Origin of the sequence: Veillonella parvula (assembly GCF_048309325.1) — a bacterium.
GTDB lineage: Bacteria > Bacillota > Negativicutes > Veillonellales > Veillonellaceae > Veillonella > Veillonella parvula_T.
The window spans coordinates 410,421-431,822 of record NZ_DBFBTX010000002.1; the positions used below are offsets into that span (position 1 = coordinate 410,421).

The 21,402-nt window shown below is 38.4% G+C and carries 17 protein-coding genes and 1 riboswitch; of the genes, 14 read left to right on the top strand and 3 right to left on the bottom strand.

Features of this window, described 5'->3' with window-relative positions:
* Positions 1-548 precede the first annotated feature (548 nt).
* The 7 genes from potE to ACMKPP_RS02220 all read left to right on the top strand — a co-directional run bounded on the left by potE (position 549) and on the right by ACMKPP_RS02220 (position 9,676).
* Positions 549-1,880, top strand: coding sequence for a putrescine-ornithine antiporter (potE, locus tag ACMKPP_RS02190; RefSeq protein ID WP_004697529.1), 1,332 nt, complete (start codon positions 549-551; stop codon positions 1,878-1,880).
* Positions 1,881-2,286: 406 nt separating this feature from the next.
* A riboswitch (cobalamin riboswitch) is annotated at positions 2,287-2,474 on the top strand.
* A gap of 145 nt (positions 2,475-2,619) precedes the next feature.
* Positions 2,620-3,558 (top strand): nickel ABC transporter permease, encoded by a 939-nt coding sequence (gene nikB, locus ACMKPP_RS02195; RefSeq protein WP_004697516.1) that lies wholly within the window; start codon positions 2,620-2,622, stop codon positions 3,556-3,558.
* A complete protein-coding gene (gene nikC / locus ACMKPP_RS02200) occupies positions 3,558-4,379 on the top strand; it encodes a nickel transporter permease (RefSeq protein WP_021148552.1) in 822 nt (273 codons plus the stop codon). The genes nikB and nikC overlap by 1 nt, the downstream gene beginning before the upstream one ends.
* A gap of 173 nt (positions 4,380-4,552) precedes the next feature.
* Complete coding sequence (locus ACMKPP_RS02205) at positions 4,553-6,121, top strand: ABC transporter substrate-binding protein (protein ID WP_024061596.1); 1,569 nt, start codon at positions 4,553-4,555, stop codon at positions 6,119-6,121.
* Between the two features lie 12 nt (positions 6,122-6,133).
* Positions 6,134-6,931, top strand: a complete 798-nt coding sequence (locus ACMKPP_RS02210) for an ABC transporter ATP-binding protein (protein ID WP_024061595.1) — start codon at positions 6,134-6,136, stop codon at positions 6,929-6,931.
* Positions 6,924-7,739, top strand: coding sequence for an ABC transporter ATP-binding protein (locus ACMKPP_RS02215; RefSeq protein ID WP_024061594.1), 816 nt, complete (start codon positions 6,924-6,926; stop codon positions 7,737-7,739). Before ACMKPP_RS02210 ends, ACMKPP_RS02215 begins: the two co-directional genes overlap by 8 nt.
* A gap of 383 nt (positions 7,740-8,122) precedes the next feature.
* A complete protein-coding gene (locus ACMKPP_RS02220; RefSeq protein WP_418369251.1) occupies positions 8,123-9,676 on the top strand; it encodes an ABC transporter substrate-binding protein in 1,554 nt (517 codons plus the stop codon).
* Positions 9,677-9,743: 67 nt separating this feature from the next.
* On the opposite strand, the gene ACMKPP_RS02225 is transcribed toward ACMKPP_RS02220, so the two are convergent.
* On the bottom strand, positions 9,744-10,673 hold the full coding sequence (locus tag ACMKPP_RS02225) for a hypothetical protein (protein WP_418369252.1): 930 nt from the start codon (positions 10,671-10,673) through the stop codon (positions 9,744-9,746).
* A gap of 314 nt (positions 10,674-10,987) precedes the next feature.
* Here ACMKPP_RS02225 and ACMKPP_RS02230 point away from each other — a divergent pair, with 314 nt between their 5' ends.
* The 7 genes from ACMKPP_RS02230 (at position 10,988) to ACMKPP_RS02260 (ending at position 18,164) form a co-directional block, all read left to right on the top strand.
* Entirely contained in the window at positions 10,988-13,891 is a 2,904-nt protein-coding gene (locus ACMKPP_RS02230) for a DEAD/DEAH box helicase (protein ID WP_008714900.1), read from the top strand.
* Between the two features lie 8 nt (positions 13,892-13,899).
* Positions 13,900-14,304 carry a (deoxy)nucleoside triphosphate pyrophosphohydrolase gene (locus tag ACMKPP_RS02235; protein ID WP_004695046.1) on the top strand — a complete coding sequence of 135 codons (405 nt, stop codon included), beginning with the start codon at positions 13,900-13,902 and terminating at the stop codon, positions 14,302-14,304.
* A 186-nt stretch (positions 14,305-14,490) separates the two neighbouring features.
* Positions 14,491-15,309 carry a sulfurtransferase gene (locus ACMKPP_RS02240; protein WP_418369253.1) on the top strand — a complete coding sequence of 273 codons (819 nt, stop codon included), beginning with the start codon at positions 14,491-14,493 and terminating at the stop codon, positions 15,307-15,309.
* Positions 15,310-15,322: 13 nt separating this feature from the next.
* A complete protein-coding gene (locus tag ACMKPP_RS02245; RefSeq protein WP_004695048.1) occupies positions 15,323-15,550 on the top strand; it encodes a hypothetical protein in 228 nt (75 codons plus the stop codon).
* 137 nt (positions 15,551-15,687) lie between these two features.
* Positions 15,688-16,443, top strand: coding sequence for an exodeoxyribonuclease III (locus tag ACMKPP_RS02250; protein WP_004695049.1), 756 nt, complete (start codon positions 15,688-15,690; stop codon positions 16,441-16,443).
* 68 nt (positions 16,444-16,511) lie between these two features.
* Positions 16,512-17,201, top strand: coding sequence for a 7-cyano-7-deazaguanine synthase QueC (queC, locus tag ACMKPP_RS02255; protein WP_418369254.1), 690 nt, complete (start codon positions 16,512-16,514; stop codon positions 17,199-17,201).
* A 471-nt stretch (positions 17,202-17,672) separates the two neighbouring features.
* On the top strand, positions 17,673-18,164 hold the full coding sequence (locus tag ACMKPP_RS02260; RefSeq protein ID WP_004697542.1) for a QueT transporter family protein: 492 nt from the start codon (positions 17,673-17,675) through the stop codon (positions 18,162-18,164).
* A gap of 121 nt (positions 18,165-18,285) precedes the next feature.
* Here ACMKPP_RS02260 and ACMKPP_RS02265 read toward each other — a convergent pair whose 3' ends face one another.
* Together ACMKPP_RS02265 and ACMKPP_RS02270 are read right to left on the bottom strand one after the other, a co-directional pair.
* Complete coding sequence (locus tag ACMKPP_RS02265) at positions 18,286-19,542, bottom strand: Glu/Leu/Phe/Val family dehydrogenase (protein ID WP_008602423.1); 1,257 nt, start codon at positions 19,540-19,542, stop codon at positions 18,286-18,288.
* Positions 19,543-19,884: 342 nt separating this feature from the next.
* Positions 19,885-21,345, bottom strand: a complete 1,461-nt coding sequence (locus ACMKPP_RS02270) for an alanine/glycine:cation symporter family protein (protein WP_418369255.1) — start codon at positions 21,343-21,345, stop codon at positions 19,885-19,887.
* Between the last annotated feature and the right edge of the window lie 57 nt (positions 21,346-21,402).

A 21,402-nucleotide genomic window follows, 5' to 3' on the forward strand; every position in this document is an offset into this window, starting at 1 on the left:
TTATCAATAAAATCTGAAAAAATAAGATCGATATACATATAAGGATTTCATTAAGGGACTAATATTGCCTATTATACTTATATGTATATCGATTTTTTATTTAAAAGCTAGACGATACCTATAAATCCCAAAATTCTAATTGATAATTCACTATTAAAATGATGCATTTGTGTGTACACATATAGTGGACTGTGAGGAAATAATAGTCTTGTACTAGGACACTATAACCGTGATAGATAGGAAAAATTACATCTATACACAGAATAAAATAGGGTAAAAATATACTTTGCCACAATTAAAATGAGTTCTGTTCAATTTTGATGATAAATTACCTATGATTTATTCAATTCGTGTAATATAGCTTGTCCGCCAATAAAGTACTTTTATTTTGGTTTCATAGGTGTTATTATTTAACTCGTAATAAGAATAAAAACGGTAAATTCACATTCAAGCCCATCACAGCACGAACTGGATTTACTTAGCGGTATATATATTTTAAGTGAATTATGGACGAGAAAAAATTCACCTTAGTGAAAGGGGATTGATACATGAAAACCACCGCTAAAAAAATGTCTGTATTCCAGCTAACCACAATGGTAGCAGCCAATATGCTAGGAGCTGGGATCATTATGTTACCAACTAATTTGGCTCAAGTTGGTACTATTTCAGTTTTATCTTGGCTCGTGACAGCTGTGGGTGCGCTTTTACTAGCGTATATTTTTGCTCAAGCGGGTATGTTCTCCCAAAAACAAGGGGGCATGGGCGGTTATGCAGAACATCGCTTCGGTAAAACTGGACATTTTATGGCGAGCTATGCTTACAGCATATCTCTCATCATTGCTAATATCGCCATCGCGGTATCTGCCGTAGGTTATGGCGCAGCTTTCTTTGGCGTTGACCTCAATGCGACACAAACAAGTCAGGTAACAATTGTGCTCTTGTGGTTTGCAGCGATTCTAAACTTCAGAGGGAATCGTTTCACAGGTCGACTCAGCAATATGACTATTTGGGGCTCTATTGTTCCGGTTTTATTAATCGGTACAATCGGCTGGTATTGGTTTGATCCATCTATTTATTGGGCGGCATGGAACCCAAATGATCTTCCGCTTTATGATGCGGTAAAACAATCTATTTCCCTAACTTTATGGGGCTTCCTAGGATTTGAGTCCGCAGCGGCTAATGCTGATGCTGTTGAGAATCCAAAGAAAAACGTACCTATCGCAACTGTGGCGGGTACATTAGCAGTGGCCGTGGTTTATATCTTGTCCACAAACGTTATGGCAGGTATTGTGCCTAACGTTGATTTATTAAATTCTAATGCACCATTCGGTTTGACATTCGTATACATGTTCAATGATACAATTGCAAACATCGTTATGGCTGCTATGGTTATTTCTTGCTTTGGCGCTTTGCTTTGCTGGCAATTCACATTGTCTCGCGTCTTCAAAAGTGCAGCAGAACATGGTTACTTCCCTAAAATATTCGCTCGTGTAAATAGCAAAGATGCTCCTGTTCGTGGTGTATTGATTTTACTCGCTGTTGAAACATTACTTACTTTATTCACTGCAAGCGAATCCTTGCGTGAGCAATTTGAAATCTTAGTAAACTTAGCGGTTGTAACTAACGTAGTACCGTATGTATTGTGCATTTTGGCAGTACCTACAATGATGCGTATGGCTGGCGTAGCTGAAAGTCGTATTAAACGCTCTAATTACTTGTTCGGTATAGGCGTTCTTTATTGTTTATATGCAATCTACGCATGTGGTTTTGATGCTATGGTAGGTAGCGCAGTGGCAGTAAGTATAGGTTTGGTGATTTATGTTTTGCGTAAAGCGTGGGATACACGCAGAGCACACCGCTTACAACAAAGTATTGATTAACTGAATACATCTCGTCTTATTAGAGGCTATTACTTCGGTAATAGCCTCTTTTTTATGATAATTATAAATTAGACTTATAATTCATGAGTGTCTAATTTGAAAAAACTTAAAGAGCATTTTTATTATTAATCAAATTTTTGCTGTGCATAAAAAGATTTTATAATAAAGTTTTTACGTTGCTTTGTTATTATTAAAATTAATATATATACCGTCTTATACAGTAAATATAATAAAAAATTATTTATATAAGTTAATTTATATGGTTTTATGCAGGATTGTGAATTTAATCACTAATCAATATTTTTTATCAGTATAAAAATTATATTGAAAATACGTGAAATATATATACCCATAAGGGGTATATGTATTGTAAATAGAGTGTTAATATAGTATATTTATAATCGATAAAAATGAATGAACTAGTGAGTGTCGGTATTTACCGAGCGTAAAAGAGGAAAATGGGTGAAAAACCCATACTATGCAAATAGCTGTAATGAGGAGTAAGGTTTCATTATAGGGTCACTGGGAAACTGGGAAGGCCGAAATGTTGCGATGAATCAGAGTCAGAAAGCCTGCTCTAAAGGCATGGTATACATATGCTGTGCTTAATTTGGGTTAGTCAGGCGACTAACCTTTTTTCGTTCCCTAGCCTTTAAGCTTCATCGCTATATAAAAAAGCTAGTACCATTAGTTTGTCATTTGAATTGTTGTTAGTGTTTAGAGAGTTTAGGAGGCGCCTATGGGCAAACGCTTTGTCAAACAATTGGGGCAATTTATTGTTACCTTGTTTGGCATCACATTTTTGACATTTTGTCTCACCTATTTAGCACCAGGTGACCCAGTAACGATGTTACTTGAAACGGCAGATACTATCGTATCTCAGGAGCTTATCGATGAAACTCGAGCTCAGCTTGGGTTAGATAAACCATTTGTAGTACAGTATGCAAACTGGGTCGTCAATGCCGCACAAGGTGATTTAGGGATGAGTTATTCTGCTAAAAAACCAGTAGTAGATCGTATGTTGGAGGCTTTACCAGGTACATTAATGTTAGCGGGTACGGCTTTAGTATTTACGCTGCTCTATGCATTGCCTGCAGGTATTATAAGCGCCTTAAATCGTAACAAATGGGTTGATTATGTGTTGAGATTTCTATCCTTCGTAGGCGTATCTATGCCTACGTTCTGGTTAGGTCTTGTACTGATTTACATCTTCGGTCTTAAATTGGGCCTTGTACCGATTGCATCCTCTCGAGTGACTGCGTCTGGTGTTATTTTGCCCGCTATTACTTTGGCAGTTGTTGTTGGGTCTAAATACATGCGTCAAGTGCGGCTCGTTATCCTTGAGGAAATGCAAAAGGATTATGTTATTGGCGCTCGTGCTCGCGGTGTTAGTGAGATAAAAATTTTATTCGGTCATATTTTACCTAATGCGGTGTTACCACTCATCACTATTCTTGGTGTTGTTATTGGTTGGTTACTAGGTGGTGTGGCAGTCGTAGAAATGGTATTCTCTTGGCCGGGACTTGGGAATATGGCAATTTATGCTATTACTATGCGCGATTATCCATTGATTGAAGGTTTTGTGTTGTGGGTTGCTTTAGCATATATGTGTATTAACGCATTGGTCGATGCATCATATATCTTATTAGACCCTAGATTGAAAAGGGAGAGAGCATAATGGCAGAATTTATTCAAAAACATAAATTGTTCTCTTTCTATAGTGGGTTGATGATTATCATTGTTCTCATCGCTATCTTTGCACCCTGGCTTGCACCGGGCGATGCTTTCACCTCAAATATAAATCAGGCATTGCAAGCACCAAGCAGCCAACATTGGTTTGGTACAGATAAATTAGGACGTGATGTATTATCTCGTATCATTTATGGTACTCAATTATCCTTGTTCATGGGCGTATCCATCGTCGTTATCATGGTGAGCATTGGTACTATCATCGGTGCTATAGCAGGATATTTTGGCGGCAAAGTCGAAATGGTCCTCATGCGCCTAGCTGATATTATGTTATCATTCCCTGGTATCGTATTGGCTATTGCTATTGCTGGTATTCTAGGTGGTAGCATTGTAAATACGATTTTAGCCTTATCTGTTGTAGGTTGGGCAAAATATGCTCGTATTGTACGTTCTATGACGCTCAAGGTGCGCGGTGAGGAATATGTAACGGCTGCTGTTATGATGGGCGCATCTACGACGGCCATCATCAGACGTCATATCATTCCTAATATTATGCCTCTCGTTATTACAACAGGTGCATTAGATATCGGGGCTATCATGATTGAGGTAGCAGGTTTATCCTTCCTTGGCTTTGGTGCTCAGCCACCGACTCCAGAATGGGGTCTTATGCTTAACGAGGGTCGCCAGTACTTGCAAACGAGTCCATGGCTCATGGCATTCCCTGGTATGTCCATCCTTATCGTGGTTGCTATTTTTAATCTTTGGTCCGATTCCTTACGTGATGTAGTGGATCCTAAAAACCAAGGATAATATAGTATATCTATTCATGTTTTGAAAGCTTTTGGTGGTAATTTCTCTTGTAAAAGCTTCTATGTGAATAGGTATAAATAATGGTTTTTCCATCACTGACTATTTTGGATTATCATAGTCTTGATGTTTAAATGTTTTTATGTTTTGTATGTAATTGTACAAGGAGATTTTACATGAAAAAATCTTGGAAAAAGGCCCTTTTAGCAGGTCTTAGTATTGTAATGATGGGTTCCTTCATAGCTGGTTGTGGGTCTGATAATAATGGTGCTGCTAACAAAGATGTATTAAAAGTAGGCGTTACTAACTTCGCATCCACATTAGAACCTACAGAAAACTTCTTCGCATGGGTTGTAATGCGCTATGGTGTAGGTGAAACATTGGCTAAGTTTGACGAACAAATGAAACCTCAACCATGGATTGCATCTAAATGGGAAGTATCCCCAGACCATAAAACGTGGACTTTCACAATCAATGATAAGGTGAAATTCTCCAATGGTAAAAAAGTTGATGCAGCAGCTGTAAAGGCGTCTATTGAACGTGCTTTTGCAAAGTCTAATCGTGCGAAAACATTCTTCGAATATGACTCTATGGAAGCTAATGGTCAACAATTAGTTATTCATACAACAAAAGAATATCCTAATATGCCTGGCCTTTTAGCGGATCCGTTGTTCCTAATCGTTGACGTTCAAGCTGAAAAAGATGGCCGTAACTTTGCGAAGGAAGGTCCTATCGGTACAGGCCCATATGTAGTTAAATCCTTCACTAAAGAACGTGCTGAAATGGCTGCGAACGAAAACTACTGGGATGGTACAGTACCATTTAAAACTGTAGAAATTCCTTCCATCGATGACCCTAATACGCGTGCTTTGAGCTTACAATCTGGCGACGTAGATATGGCTGTTAACATCGGTCCTGGTGAAATTGGTTTATTCCAAGGCAATGATAAATTCAAAGTAGATGAAATCGCATCTCTTCGTGTCGTATTGGCCCGTATTAATCAAAAAGGTATTCTTGGGGATGACAAAGTTCGTGCTGCAGTTATCTCTGCAACAGACCGTAAAAACTATGCTGATGTATTGTTAAAAGGTACATTCATTCCTGGTTCCGCTCCAATTCCACCATCCATGGACTATGGTTTCAAAGACTTGAAAGATCCAAATGCATATAATCCTGAACGCGCTAAACAATTGTTAGCAGAAGATGGCTGGAAAGATACAGATGGCGATGGCATCCTTGATAAAGATGGCAAACCATTAACATTCAACTTCGTAGTATATAACTCTCGTGCAGAATTACCACTTTATGCAGAGGCTGTTCAAGCAGACCTTAAAAAGGTTGGCATCGATATGAAAATCAAAACAGTTGACTATAACTTGATCGATAAAATGGGTCAAGAAGGCGACTATGATATGCTTATCTCCAATATCGTAACAGCTAATACAGGCGATCCAATCTGGTTCTTGGCTAACTACTGGCACACTAATAACAATGGTTCCAACCCTCAAAATGGTTCTGGTTACTCCAATCCACAAGTTGACCAATTGTTAGATGCAGCTGAAACTGAATTCGACCCAGCAAAACGTCGTGATTATGCAATCCAAATTCAACAATTGTTGATGAATGATGGCGCTGCATTATTCTTAGGTTACCCTAAAACTAATATCGTTACAGGTTCTTACTTGAAAGGTGCTGTAATGTACCCAAGTGATTACTACTGGATTACTAACAAAATTACAAAATAGTGAGGAGCTATAATGGCAGAAAACATACTAACTGTAGAAAACCTTAACATTGCGTACCAAGGTGTGCCTGCTGTTATGGATGTGAACTTTACCTTGGAACGCGGTAAGGTATTAACCATCGTAGGTGAGTCCGGATCCGGTAAAACTACCGTGATCCGGGCCCTCATGGGTTTATTGCCTGTAGGTGGTGAGGTAACAGAGGGTACAATGCTCTTTAATGGTCATGACCTTCGTACCCTATCTAAGTCTGAATGGAGATCCATACGTGGCAAAGACATAGCCATGATTTTCCAAGATAGTGGTAGTGCATTGGATCCTATTGTTCGCATTGGTAAACAGTTTAGAGAGTTGTTTACATCTCATATTGAAATCTCCAATGATGAATGTGATCGACGAGCCATTGAGTTATTGGAATCCGTAGCCTTACCTAATTGTGCAGATATCTTGCGCCGTTATCCTCATGAGTTATCTGGTGGTCAACGCCAACGTGTGGGTATTGCCATGGCATTAGCTTTGGACCCAGCATTACTCATTGGTGATGAACCTACATCTGCTCTGGATGTAACAACACAATCTCAAGTGGTTATGCAAATGCTTGAACTAGCTAAAGAGCATAATTCAGCAATTGTAATGGTTACGCATAACCTTGGTGTAGCAGCGTATATGTCCGATTATATCATTGTTATGAAAAAGGGCCGTGTTGTAGATGCTGGTACCCCACAAGACATTTTGGAAAATCCATCTAATGAATATACGAAACAACTAAAAGACGCTGTGCCAACATTGGGAGGAGGTCGTTATATTGACTAATTACGCAGTAGAAATTAAGAATGTATATAAACGATTCCCACTTCCTACTGGTGGTGAGCTTGAAGCATGTAAGGATATTAATATAACTCTCGAAAAAGGTCAGTCCCTTGGTATTGTAGGGGAATCTGGCTCTGGGAAAACAACATTGGTTCGTATGATCATGAAGATGCTTCCTATTACGGAAGGCGAGATTTATGTAGATGGTGTAGAGATTCAACATATGAACTCTGAACAAACGAAAGAATATCGTAAAAAGATTCAAATGGTATTTCAAGATCCATCTGCAGCTTTTAATCCACGTATGAAGGTCAAAGATATCATCCTCGAGCCACTCTATAATTTTGGTCTTCTTGAAAAGGGAAAGGAAGAGCAAATCGCAGGTGACTATTTGGAAATGGTAGATTTACCACGTGAGTTTATGCATCGTTATCCTCATGAAATGTCTGGTGGTCAACGCCAACGTGTTGCCATTGCTCGTGCTATCGTTTTAGAGCCTGAAATCCTCGTATTAGACGAGGCTACTAGTGCTCTAGATGTATCCGTACAAGACTCCATTGCGTACCTTTTAGCGCGTTTACAAAAAAAGAAAAATTTAACATACCTATTTATTGCTCATGATATTGCCTTTATTCGTACGATGTGCCACAAGGTGGTCGTAATGTACAAAGGTGCTATCGTTGAAGAGTTAGATGCTTTCCACTTGGCGGATGCAAAGCATCCATATACAAAGGTTTTATTGAGCTCCATCTTTGAAATTGGTCAAGATCATAAGCCACTTACCTTGGATGAGGCTGCATTAGAAGCTTAGAGAGCTTGTTTTAAAACTTTTAAAAGTATAGCTTTGAAACGTAGAGGCTTAGAGCGGATAGGTAAACTTAAAATAGCAGTTAGTTTCAAGACTAACTGCTATTTTTTATGTATAGTTAAGATATGAAATTTTTTAATAGATATATTGAAATATTTCTCAAATTATACATTGTGTTAACACCTAATCTATAGTATAGTTGACTGTATAAAATATACCCCTATGGGTATAACAAGATATGCTCATATGAAGTGATGTACATAGATTCTCTCTATATTAACTATTGTAAAAGCAGGTTATATTTACTAGATTATGTTAATACAAAACATAGTGAGTATCTGAGCATAAATAGATAGTTAATGTGTGTAGAAAGGTTAGGTGTATAAATGAAAGGATTACGCAAGGCTTTACTAATAGGTATGACCCTTGGTATGACCGTGCTCGGGACTGTTGGCTGTATGAATCAAGACTCTTCTTCGTCTAATGATGTATTAAAGGTAGGGGCTATTAACTTTGCTGGCACATTAGAACCAACAGAAAATTATTTTAGTTGGGCTGTTGTACGCTTTGGTGTAGGTGAAACGCTTATCAAGTTTGATGATCAAATGAAGGCAACCCCGTGGCTTGCTACCTCTTGGAAACAAGGTGATGATAAATTGACGTGGACTTTCACCATCAATGATAAAGTCAAATTTTCAAATGGTAATAAATTGACAGCTGAGGCGGTAAAAGCATCTTTAGAACGGACCTTTGCTAAGAGTAAACGAGCAAAAACGTTCTTTAACTATACGGAAATTACTGCTAACGGTCAGGAGTTGACCATCAAGACTGACAAGGAATATTATAACTTGCCTAACTTGTTAGGCGATCCATTGTTCTTGATTATGGACGTGACAGCAGAAGCGAATGGTCGTGATATTGCAAAGGAAGGTCCTATTGGTACTGGTCCATACGTAGTATCTTCTTTCACAAAAGAGCGTGCCGAACTAAAACGTAACGATAATTACTGGGACGGTAAGGCTGGCTTTGCTAAGGTTGAAATCCCATCTATTAATGATGCAAATACGCGTGCTATGGCATTACAATCTGGTGATGTAGATATGGCTATTAGTATTGGACCTGGCGAATATAGTATTTTCCAAAATGATAAGAACTTCACTATCTACGAAATGGCTTCCTTGCGTGATGTATTTGTTCGTATGAGTCAAAAGGGGAAACTACAAAATCCAAATCTACGTGCAGCCCTCATTGCAGCGGCTGACCGCGAGTCTTATGCGAAAAATCTCATGAAGGATACGTTTGTAGCTGGTGCGGCTCCATTGCCACCATCTATCGATTATGGTTTTAACCAATTACGGGATCCTAATAAATATAATGTAGAACGTGCTAAAGAATTACTGAAACGTGAAGGTTATGAAGATACAAATGGCGACGGTATTGTAGATAAAGACGGTGAAAACCTCGTACTTGATTTTTATGCCTACACAACTCGTCCTGAATTGCCATTATATGCGGAAGCATTGCAAGCGGACTACAAAAAAATCGGTGTAGATTTACGAATTAAAATCGTAGATTATGCGGTTATCGACACATTATCTCAATCTGGTGATTATGATATGATTATCTCCAGTGTTGTAACCGCTAATACGGGTCAACCAGTATGGTTCTTGAAACAATATTGGGGTATAGGCGTTGAAACTAATGGGTCTGGCTTCTCTAATCCTCGTTTCGATGAATTGTTGGCTCTTGGTGAAAGTAGTAGCGATCCAGTGGTGCGTCGTAATGCGGTTATCAATGCTCAACAACTGATGTTAGATAACGCTGTAGCATTATTCCTTGGATACCCTAAAATCAATATTGTAGGTAATAAACATATTGATGGTATTAAGATAACACCGTCTGAATATTACATCATCACAAAAGATTTGAAAAAGAAATAAAGTTTGATGCTTACATAAAAATAAAAGGACTAGCTTACACGGGCTAGTCCTTTGTGTTATCCAACTATTATTTTTTCTCTATTACGTCTAAGTCCGCCATATTAACTGCATTGGCCTTACCAATCATTTTATTATACTTGGTAAATAATTGCGTATAAGCTTCGCCATATGACGAGTTGATAATGATGTAGTTGCGTGCCTCTGCAACAAATTCTTTTACTGAGTCTTGATACTCTCTTACTGCATTTTGTACTTCTGGTGTAGTACCAGGTTGTAATTTATTGAGGCGTTGTGTAATTTGTTGTAAGTTTGATTCTACCTTTTGGGTGTCTGTATTCCCATCTGGATCAATAAGGTCAATAGTTTGTGCGGTTATGAGATTTATCTCTATAAAGTTAACCGCATTTTCCCGTTTTTCTCCCTGATACTCAGTCATGCGCTCGTTATAAAGCTCATTATTACGGTTATCTAAAGCTAAGTCTAATGCATTATATGTAGCGTAGAACTGTTCAGCTAACGGTACATATTGAGCGGCTAGCTCATCGCTGCCTTTATAATTATCCTTTTCGTAACGACGTTCCACATAGTAAGATTGCAACTGATCTGCAATAGGAATAATTTGATCCAGCACTACGAGGACATCATTTGTCGCTTGGTTTACATCTTCGTAGGGCGTTGAACTATCTTGTTTTGCTACCTCTAATGCAGCTTTAAGTTCCTTATATTTAGGTAAGGTAATCGTCGTATTATGAGAACCATTGCGCAACTCTTCAAGCGTTGGTTGTAATTGGCTAGCATAGGCTACACTGTACGAGTTATATGCATCTAATGCAATAATATAAGGTCGTATGGCGTTGATTTTATCGTCAACGGTTGATCGATATAAAATTGTCGTTGTATTGGATGATAAGAGTGTATACACCCCATAGATCCCACCACCGATAATAGCAGCACCAAGCACAATGGCTGCTATTAACTTGATGTACCCCTTTTTCAACTGCGCACGCTCCTTGAAAACACACTAACTCTTTTGGATCCATTTGGACAGACTAATGCCCTAAGAGTAATTATTTACATTATATCACAACTTTACGTGGCAAAAAAGACGTATAGATACGATAATTATAAGGAAAAGATGAAAATGTTAGATTTGAACATGTATTTATATTTATAATTAGCGATTAAACGATGAATGAGGCTGTAAGCTGTTATAAAAATATACTTTTAAAAGTAAAACTATATACTCTCTAGACGTTGCAGCTGCGGCTGGTATAATAGCAAGTATAGTATTCATTATATGGGGAGTTCGTTATGTCAGAATCGAATCATTTAATCAATTTTGCTACATCTTCGGAACTTATTGCTAATGGGGAAGGGCGTAATGTATTATCTGCTATTGAAGATGGATTACGCAATTGTGATGAGTTTTTAATATCGGTAGCATTTATTACTCCAGAAGGCTTATTAACATTAAAACCAATTCTTAAAGAGTTAGAAGAACGTGGCGTCCGAGGACGTGTGTTAACGACGGATTATCTTGGTTTTAATAGTCCACAAGTTTTGGAAGATTTAGGAAATTTAAATAATATTGAGTTAAAAGTGTATTGCACTACACAAGGTAGTGGTCATGGATTTCATACAAAAGGCTACATTTTTAGAAAAGATGAATCTTATCAGATTATAGTTGGTAGTTCTAATTTAACTATTAATGCATTAAAGAAAAATCGTGAATGGAATACTCGATCTGAAGCTCATTGCAGTGATACCTATGCTAGAGAAATCACGGAAGAATTTGACTTGTATTGGAATTCAAAATTTTCTATTCCTTATGAAGATTTTATTCCTTGGTATAAACCAAGATGGGTGCGTCCAGAGCGAACTTCACAAAGGACTGTAGCAGAGCAATTTAGAAAAATAGATTTGCTTCAACTGGAACCTAATAGTATGCAACAACAGTTTATTGCTAACTTCAATGAACTAAGAGCTAATAATGCTAAAAGAGGTCTTTTGATCTCTGCTACGGGTACCGGCAAAACCTATGCGGCAGCTTTTGCTATGAGAGAAATGAGGCCTAAAAGAATATTATTTTTAGTACATCGTGAACAAATTGCAAAACAAGCGATCGCTAGTTTTGAGCGGATTTATAATGATCCATCTATTACATTTGGTTTAGTTTCTGGGAATGCTAAATACTATAATGCGACTCATGTATTCTCTACAATGCAAATGATGGGCCGTAATGATGTAATGAAACAGTATGCTCCAAAGGAGTTTGACTGTATTATCATTGACGAAGTACATCGCGCAGGTTCAGATAGCTATCAACGCATTATTGAATATTTTGAGCCTCAGTTTTTATTGGGGATGACGGCTAGTCCGGAACGGACAGATGGCTATGATTTGTATGAATTATTTGACCATAATATTATTTACGAAATCCGATTACAACAGGCTTTAGAAGAAGACTTACTATGTCCATTTCATTATTTTGGCATTAGTGATTTGTGGGTGGATACTCAAGAAGATATTTCTGATATGGAGGTATCCTTTTCAAACTTGTCTACAAAAGAGCGGGTAGATAAAATTATAGAAAAGATTCGCTATTTTGGACATAGTGGTAGTCGTGTAAAGGGGCTAGTATTCTGTAGCAATCGAGTTGAGGCAAAAGCGTTGTCTGATGCTTTTAACGAGCGTGGTGTTTATCGCACTGTATGTTTAACTGGTGAAGATAGCCAAGAAATTAGGGAAATAGCAATTGCTCGATTAACGGGAACTGGTGATTATCAGGGACGTTCAGACCTACAATTAGATTATATCTTTACCGTAGATATCTTTAATGAAGGTGTTGATATTCCAGAAATCAATCAAGTTATTATGCTACGTCAAACTGAAAGTCCGATAATCTTTATTCAACAACTCGGACGTGGTCTTCGTAAATTTGAAGATAAAGAATATGTAGTTATCTTGGATTTTATTGGGAATTATACTAATAACTTTATGATTCCATTAGCCTTATCAGGTGATAGGAGCTATAACAAAGATACATTGCGTCGTTATGTACAAGCTGGTAATCGTATTATTCCAGGTACCTCAACTGTACATTTTGATAAAATTGCAAAACAACGCATTTATGAATCTATTGATACGGCAAGATTTTCTGATATGAAATTAATTAAAGAAGCCTATTTTAATTTACGCTTCAAATTAGGTCGTATTCCTAAAATTTCTGATTTTGCTGATCATGGTTCGATTGATGTTAGTAGAATTTTCAGTAAATTTAAGTCATATCATCATTTCTTGATAAAGGTTAAGGATAAGGACTATGATATATCCTTTACACCGGTTCAGGAGAGAATGCTACATTTTATATCTCAGAAATTAACGACCGGTATACGTGTAAGAGAGCTTCTATTGTTGCAAGCATTACTAGATGGTCGTGATGATGTGATTAATTATGTTTCCGAAGAGCTATTTGATAGTTATAATGTAGACCTATCGGAATATGGACGTGTTAATCTCATCAATATGATGACAAATCAATTTGGTGTTCAAGTAGCACAAAAGACATTTGCCGATAGTGAATTTATTGAATTTTCCAATGGTAGATATGGTATATCTCGAATCTTTAAACAGGCTTTAGAGGATAATAATTTTAAGGAACAAGTTCAAGAGCTTATTGCTTATGGATTAAAGCAGTTCAATGATAAGTACAAAGATAATATTTATGGTAATACACCATTTGCATTATATGAAAAATATACGTATGAACAGGTTTGCCAATTATTAGAGTGGCCTCAAAACGAAGTTCCTCTCAACATTGGGGGTTATAAATTCCATAAAGAAACAAAGACATATCCCGTTTTTATTAATTATCATAAAGCAGATAATATTCAAGATACCATTAAATACGAGGATAGATTTGAGAATCCAGGATTACTAAAAGCTATTTCTAAAAATAAGAGAACCTTTGCTTCTGATGATGTACAAACCGCGTTTAATGCTGATGAACTAGGTGTTGCTATGCATTTGTTTGTGAGAAAAAACAAGGATGATGAAGAGTCTAAAGAGTTTTATTATTTGGGACCGATTCATTCTACTGGTCAGGAAAATGCTAAAGAAATTTTTATGGTTAATGGTACTGCGGCGGTAGAGTTAGAATATGTACTCGAAGTACCTGTACGGGATGATATTTATGATTATATTGTTAATGGATAAGGATATTTATGAGTGAACAACGAAAACACATTGAAGTTGTAGCAGCTATTATAAAAAAGGATAATACCATATTAGCAACTCAGCGTGGATATGGTGATTTAAAAGATGGTTGGGAATTTCCGGGTGGCAAAATTGAACCTGGTGAACCCCATGAAGTAGCTCTTATTAGAGAAATCAAAGAAGAACTAGAAGCTGATATTAATATTCAAGAGCATATTATTACTATCGAATATACCGGTTATGAAAAATTTGATTTAACAATGCACTGTTATTTATGTTCGTTGAAAAATGATTCTAATATTACCTTAGTAGAACATGAAGCTGCTAAATGGCTATCTAAAGAAACCTTATATTCTGTAGATTGGTTACCTGCTGATATTGATGCGGTAGATGAAATGTATAGGCGTTTATAAGCTTAACATTGAATTATCTAAAAGTCCCTATCAAAGATAGGGACTTTTTATGTTTACTCTAGTTGTTACATCGCAAGAATAAATAACTTTCACTATACCAAAATAAATTGTATATCCCGTTGTAGTCGTATATAATAATATTAAAAGATTTGTATTTTTCGATATAATCAAAGAAAGGAGTACAATATGTCAAATTTTATCACTCCTAAAGAATTATTAGCTTGTCTCGATGAGGTCATTATTTTAGATGCTAGAGGGTATCAAGATTATAAAAAAGGCCATATTAAGGGGGCTTATGCGGTAGATTTAGACAAGGATTTGACTGGTCCTTTAGGCGAGCATGGTGGTCGTCATCCATTGCCAGATATGGAACAGTTAGCTCATACCTTTGAGTCTTATGGCATCACTCGTAACTCAAAGGTTGTAGTATATGATTCGTGGCTATTTTTAGCGGGTCGTCTTTGGTGGACGTTACGTTACATGGGCTTAACAGATGTACGCGTTTTGTCTGGTGGTATTGAACGTTGGGTTCGAGAGGGCCATCTCTTAACTAAAGAGCCGACCCCGTTACTTGCTAAACCATCTATCTTTAACTACGAGTTGCAAACAGATATGGTTATGAGTCGCGATGAGGTGCTCAAGGCTAGTGAAAGCGGAGATCATGTTATTATTGATGCTCGTGCGCCATTCCGTTATGATGGATCTCAAGTGGATACGATGGACGGCATGACAGGACATATTCCTGGGGCTGTTAATCATTTTTATGAAAGTGGCTATACCGTAGATGGTCCTAAATCCTTGAAAGATTTAGAGGCTGAGTATTACAACGAAATCTACCAAAATAGGCCAGTTGTAACGTACTGTGGGTCTGGTGTGACTGCCTGCAATGCGTTGTTAACCATGAGTGAAGTAGGCCTTGAATCTGCTTTATATGTTGGTAGTTCTAGTGACTGGGTAACGTATGAAGGCTTCCCGCTTAGCACAGGTGTAGAAACATTAAACTAACTTAGGAGGGCGAATGAATCTATTAAAACAATTACTAACAGTCGTTGCCTTTGGTTATTTGTGTTATCACATCTATACCTTTGGACCTGGTATGTTTAATGTAACTGTATTAGTGATCCTTATCTTGTCGGCGGTGGCTAACTATTTCCGTGAGAAACGTGAAAGTGATCTTAAGGCCAACGAAAACGCCCGCAAGGCTCGTGCTGAAGCAAGACATGCTAAGAAACATAAAAAGCAGTAGTATCGCTAACATATAATCCTTAGATTAGCTTACATTAAGCAAAAACTTGACGTATATTCTATGTGAAAGAGACTTTCACCAAGTTAAATACGGTGAATACTATTAGATTGATGCAAAGTATTGTAAAGGAGTAAGAATTGAAATTAATTTCTTGGAATGTAAACGGCCTACGCGCCGCTGTAACAAAGGGATTCATGGAATCCTTTAATGAATTAGATGCAGATATTTTCTGCCTGCAAGAAACAAAATTGCAACCCGATCAAATTTCTTTGGAGTTGCCAGGGTATGAGCAATATTGGAATAGTGCAGTTAAGAAAGGCTATAGTGGTACGGCTGTATTCACGCGTATTAAGCCATTGTCCGTAACGAATGGCATCGGTATTGAAGAACACGATCAAGAGGGCCGTGTTATCACTGCTGAATATGATAATTTCTATTTGGTATGCTGTTATACACCGAATAGCCAACGTGAATTAGCTCGCCTTGATTATCGTATGACTTGGGAAGATGCATTCCGTAATTATCTACTTGAATTAGATAAGAAAAAGCCTGTCATTCTATGTGGTGATCTCAATGTAGCACACCAAGAAATTGACCTAAAAAATCCTAAGACGAACCGTAAAAATGCAGGCTTCTCCGATGAAGAACGTGCAAAGATGACAGAACTCTTAGGGGCAGGTTTTACAGATACATTCCGTCACCTTTATCCAGATGCTATTGAACAATACAGCTGGTGGTCCTATATGGGGAAAGCTCGTGAACGGAATACAGGATGGAGAATTGACTATTTCATCACATCCAAACGCCTTGATGATAAAATCCAAGAAGCGAAGATTCATCAACAAATCTTTGGCTCCGATCACTGTCCAGTAGAATTGGTTATTGATCTATAAAATTTTAGTGAATGTAAAAGCACAGCCTCATCTACGGATGAGGCTGTTGTGATAGAAAAGGAGATACTATGGCTCAAAAACAAAAAGCTGTTGTTCTATTTAGCGGTGGCGTAGACAGTACTACTTGTTTGGCCCTCGCCATTGAACGATTTGGTAAAGACAATGTGGTGCCCTTATCGATTCAATATGGTCAAAAACATAGTAAAGAATTAGAAGCTGCCATAGCTATTTTAGAGTACTATAATATGAAAGGTAAAACGATGGATGTTACCAAGCTATTTGCCTTCAGTAACTGCTCTTTATTAGTACAATCTAGTGAAGATATTCCACAAGGTTCCTACAAAGAACAACAAGAGGCAGAAGGGGAAGGTACGGTAAGCACTTATGTACCGTTTAGAAATGGTCTATTCCTATCTGCGGCAGCATCCTTGGCACTATCTCTAGACTGCGGCTATATCTACTACGGTGCTCACAGTGATGATGCGGCGGGCAATGCATACCCTGACTGTACAGAACAATTCTACAAATCCATGGGCGACGCCATCTTTGAAGGATCCGGTAAAGAATGCTCCTTAGAAGCACCCTTTATTAACTCTAATAAAGCAGACATTGTAAAAGAAGGCCTACGCCTCGGCGTACCATACCACCTCACCTGGTCCTGCTACGAAGGTGGAGACAAACCATGCGGACACTGCGGTACCTGTATCGACAGAGCCAAAGCCTTCCACGCAAACGGAGTCGAAGACCCAGCACTATAATTCCCATAAACTGGCTTAGACAAGTAGTCGCCTTTTAGGCGGCTACTTTACATATATTCTAATAGAGTAGCATGTATATGTGATTTAAGGCGGACTTGTACGTCACTAGTATTAGGGTATAAGTAGAGTTGCTAAATTTGAAGTGGTGGCAGATACCTTTTCAAAGAGCGACTTTGGCAGGTCGAGGCCTTCGGCCGATGACCGGTTCGCCAGTGGAGCGATGAGGAAAGGTATCTGCCACCACCCCCACCTTACAATCTTGATACTAATCGTAGATGATCCTACAAGTCCGCCTTAATCCCAATTAATTGCGAAAATATTAGATATATGATATATTAGTACTGCCTAAAGGCGACAACTAAATAAGACAGTTTGAAACCATCCTGTCTCTAAACAAAACTACGGAAATTCATAAGCATTGTAAGCATGGTAGTTTTGCCATGCTTTTTTTATTTTGAGGAGGTGAGTGTTATGATTTCTACACGCAAATTGACTATTTCTGCCATGGTTGTGTCATTGTACATCGTTGTATTGTATGTAACGCAAAGCGTTTCCTTCGGGGCGTATCAAATTCGTATAGCAACATCATTATATGCACTTGCTTATGCCTTTCCGTTCTTGGTGATTCCCATGGGGATTGGCAACCTCATTTCTAACTTCCTATTCGGTGGTCTTGGCATCCTCGATATGATGGGAGGCTTTGGTGTGGGCGTATTGACGACTGGCATCATCGTAGGAATGCGCAAGCTTGGCCTCAGCGCTTGGTGGGTCATGCTTCCAATCGTATTTGTGCCAGCACTATGTGTACCAATGTGGCTCAGTCCATTACTTGGAATTCCGTACTGGCCATTAGTGTTGAATCTTATCGTTGGTCAAACCATTCCAGCGATTCTTGGTTCTGTATTGGTGAAAGCCTTAATCAGTCGTCCTAGCATGGCTGCCTTATTAGGTGCTTTCAAATAAAACTAAAGAGAGGGCGTTAATTTCCATTCATATGGAGCATTAACGAATACAAATAAAAAGGCGTAAGCTCAAATCGAGCTTACGCCTTTTTTATGGCTAAAATGTATGGAGGTATGGGAGTTTAACAGTTGTAGCCACGCCATTTAGTTTCAACTACGAGTCGTTCAAGAGCAACCATGTACGCTGCTTGACGAGGTGGTACATTGTATTTATGTTGCATTTCCCAAACAGCTTCGAAGCTATTTTGCATATTTTTAGTTAATCTTTCATTAACCTCTTCTTCAGTCCAGTAGAAGCTTGCTTTGTTTTGTACCCATTCGTAGTAGGATACAACTACGCCACCACCGTTGGCAAGCACGTCAGGAATGATATCAATGCCCTTTTCATAGAAGTATTTATCCGCATCATTAGTAGTAGGACCATTAGCTCCTTCCAAGATGATCTTAGCTTGGATATTTTCCATGTTGTCTTTATTTAATTGGTTCTCAAGGGCTGCCATGTACAATACATCCACTGGTTGAGCCAATAACTCTTGAGGCCCAATTGTAGTCATGCCTGGTTCGCTGTAACCTTCTAGGGAACGACCGTGGGAGTTAGCATATTCGTATGCTTTTTCAACATCGAGACCGTTAGGATTGTAGATGTTAACACTTACGTCGCCGATAGCCACAACTTTTGCACCTGCTTGTGCAATGAGACGAGCACCTACGGAACCTACGTTACCAAAGCCTTGAACTGCAACTGTAAGGTTTTTAATATCTAAGTTTTTCTTAGCAAGATAGCTTTGCAATGCGATGAGACAACCGCGACCAGTCGCTTCATTACGGCCTAAGGAACCGCCTACTTCGATTGGTTTACCTGTAACGATACCTGGGCTCCATTCGCCTTTTAATGTGCTGTATTCGTCAGCAATCCAGCTCATGATTTGGGCATTCGTATTTACGTCTGGTGCAGGAACGTCAGTATTAACACCAATGATAGGTGCAATACGGCGTACGAAGTTACGAGTTAAGCGTTCTAACTCACGAGGGTTTAAAGTTTTTGGATCGACTTTAATGCCCCCTTTACCACCGCCATAAGGAATGTTAGCGATAGCGTTTTTAATAGTCATCCATGCCGCAAGTGCACGCACTTCATTTTCGTCGGAATCTGGATGGAAGCGAAGACCGCCCTTAGCACTACCACGCAATGTGGAATGTTGGCATCGATAGCCTTCGTATACGCGAACTTCGCCATTGTCTAGTTGAAGAGGAACTGCTACTTTTAGTTCCCGTTCTGGGTGACGCAATACTTCGTATTCACTACGAGTATAGCCGAGCTTTTCAGCTGCTACGTCTAATGTGTTTAACATGTTTTCATATGGGTTATAACCGCTCATAATTACCTCCCGGATAACAGAGTAAATTAATTAGTGCTAATTTTTCACATACTTAAGTATTCGACATTATAAATAGAATACCCTTTATATTTTTATAAATATATTCTATAGTTTTTAACCTTTAAAAGTAGGAAAAATATAGATGGTTACTGTGATATCTGTCACTTTAAAATCTCTTGGTGGAGGATAGTCTTATCTATGAAAATGGATACTTTTACAAAAAATAAAAATCTATATTCCGAAGAATATAGACCCATCTGTATGTATTAATAAAGTATTTTAAAGATTATACGAAAAAGACTGGTGAAAGATACTTTCACCAGCCTCATAGGTCAATATATTTTATTTTTCCACTGTATCTTCAATCGGAGTAGGAGGTACGGAGGAGTCTGTAGTTTGACCATCGCCCCACCATACGATGCCATATGTGTGATTTAGGATGGAACGGTTAAATACAGGCGTTTCAATACCTGCTTTGCGTTGTTTGATATAGTCGTCAAGGGCAAGACCTGCTGTGCGCCCCATGCGTACGATGGAACTTACGTTAGTTAATACTAAGAAAGCCATGAATAAATCGGCTAGATTCCATACGAGATCTAGAGAGGCAACAGAGCCAACAAATGTCATAAGAATTACGCCAATACGGAACAAATGTAGGTAGAATCGTTTATTTGTTAAGTGGCTGATATTGATTTCACCGTAGTAATAGTTACCAATTAAGGAACTAAAGGAGAACATAACGATGAAAATGGCGACGGCTGTAGGCGCCCAAGAACCAAGTTGTTGAGCTAGATTATGTTGTACAAGAGTAATGCCTGTTAGACCTGTAGTGCTGTAATCACCCACGATGAGTACGATGAAAGCAGAAGCTGTACAAATGATGAATGTATCAAGGAATACGCCGAATGCTTGTACAAGACCTTGTTCTACAGGGTGGTTAACAGCTGCCGTAGCGGCTGCGTTTGGAACAGAACCTTCCCCGGCTTCGTTAGAGAAGAGCCCCCGTTTGATACCATTCATAACAGTAGCACCTAATAAGCCACCACCTGCTGCAACAGGCTCAAATGCGGAGGCGAAAATAGTATAGATTACATGTGGGAATTGGGTGATATTCATAATTACCACAAATAATGCAGTAGCAATGTATAGAATCGCCATGATAGGAACAATGATTTCAGATGCTTTTGCAACGCGGTTGATACCACCGAATATGATAATACCAAGAAGGACTGCTACTACAGCGCCTGTATAGGACACATCAAGGTTGAATACCTGGAGAGATGCAGCCAAAGTATTGGCTTGTACAGAATTGTAAATCCAACCATAGGTAATACTGATTAAAATAGCAAATAGAACAGATAATGCCTTGTTGTTTAGACCATACCGAATATAGTAAGCTGGTCCGCCATAGAAACCGCCCTTAGCAACAGGTTCTTTGTAGATTTGTGCTAATGTAGATTCGATGAAGCCAGTGGCAGCACCGATGAGTGCGATAACCCACATCCAGAAAATAGCACCAGGGCCACCAAGTACAACGGCAATAGCTATACCTGCGATGTTACCAACACCTACACGAGATGCGGTACTAACACAGAATGCTTGAAATGAGGATACATGGTTCTTTTCTGTAGAGCTACCTGCGCCGTTAATTACGAGGCGAATCATTTCTTTAATCATGCGAATTTGTACAAAATTCGTTGTCATCGTAAAGAAGAGGCCTGCGCCGATAAGAATAAAAATGATGAAATAACTCCATAAATAACCGTTTATGGTGGATATAGCATCATTAAGCATTGCTTCCATAAAAACTCCCTTTCCTATAAAAAAATCCATATTTCATAATAATCAATGATATTGTAT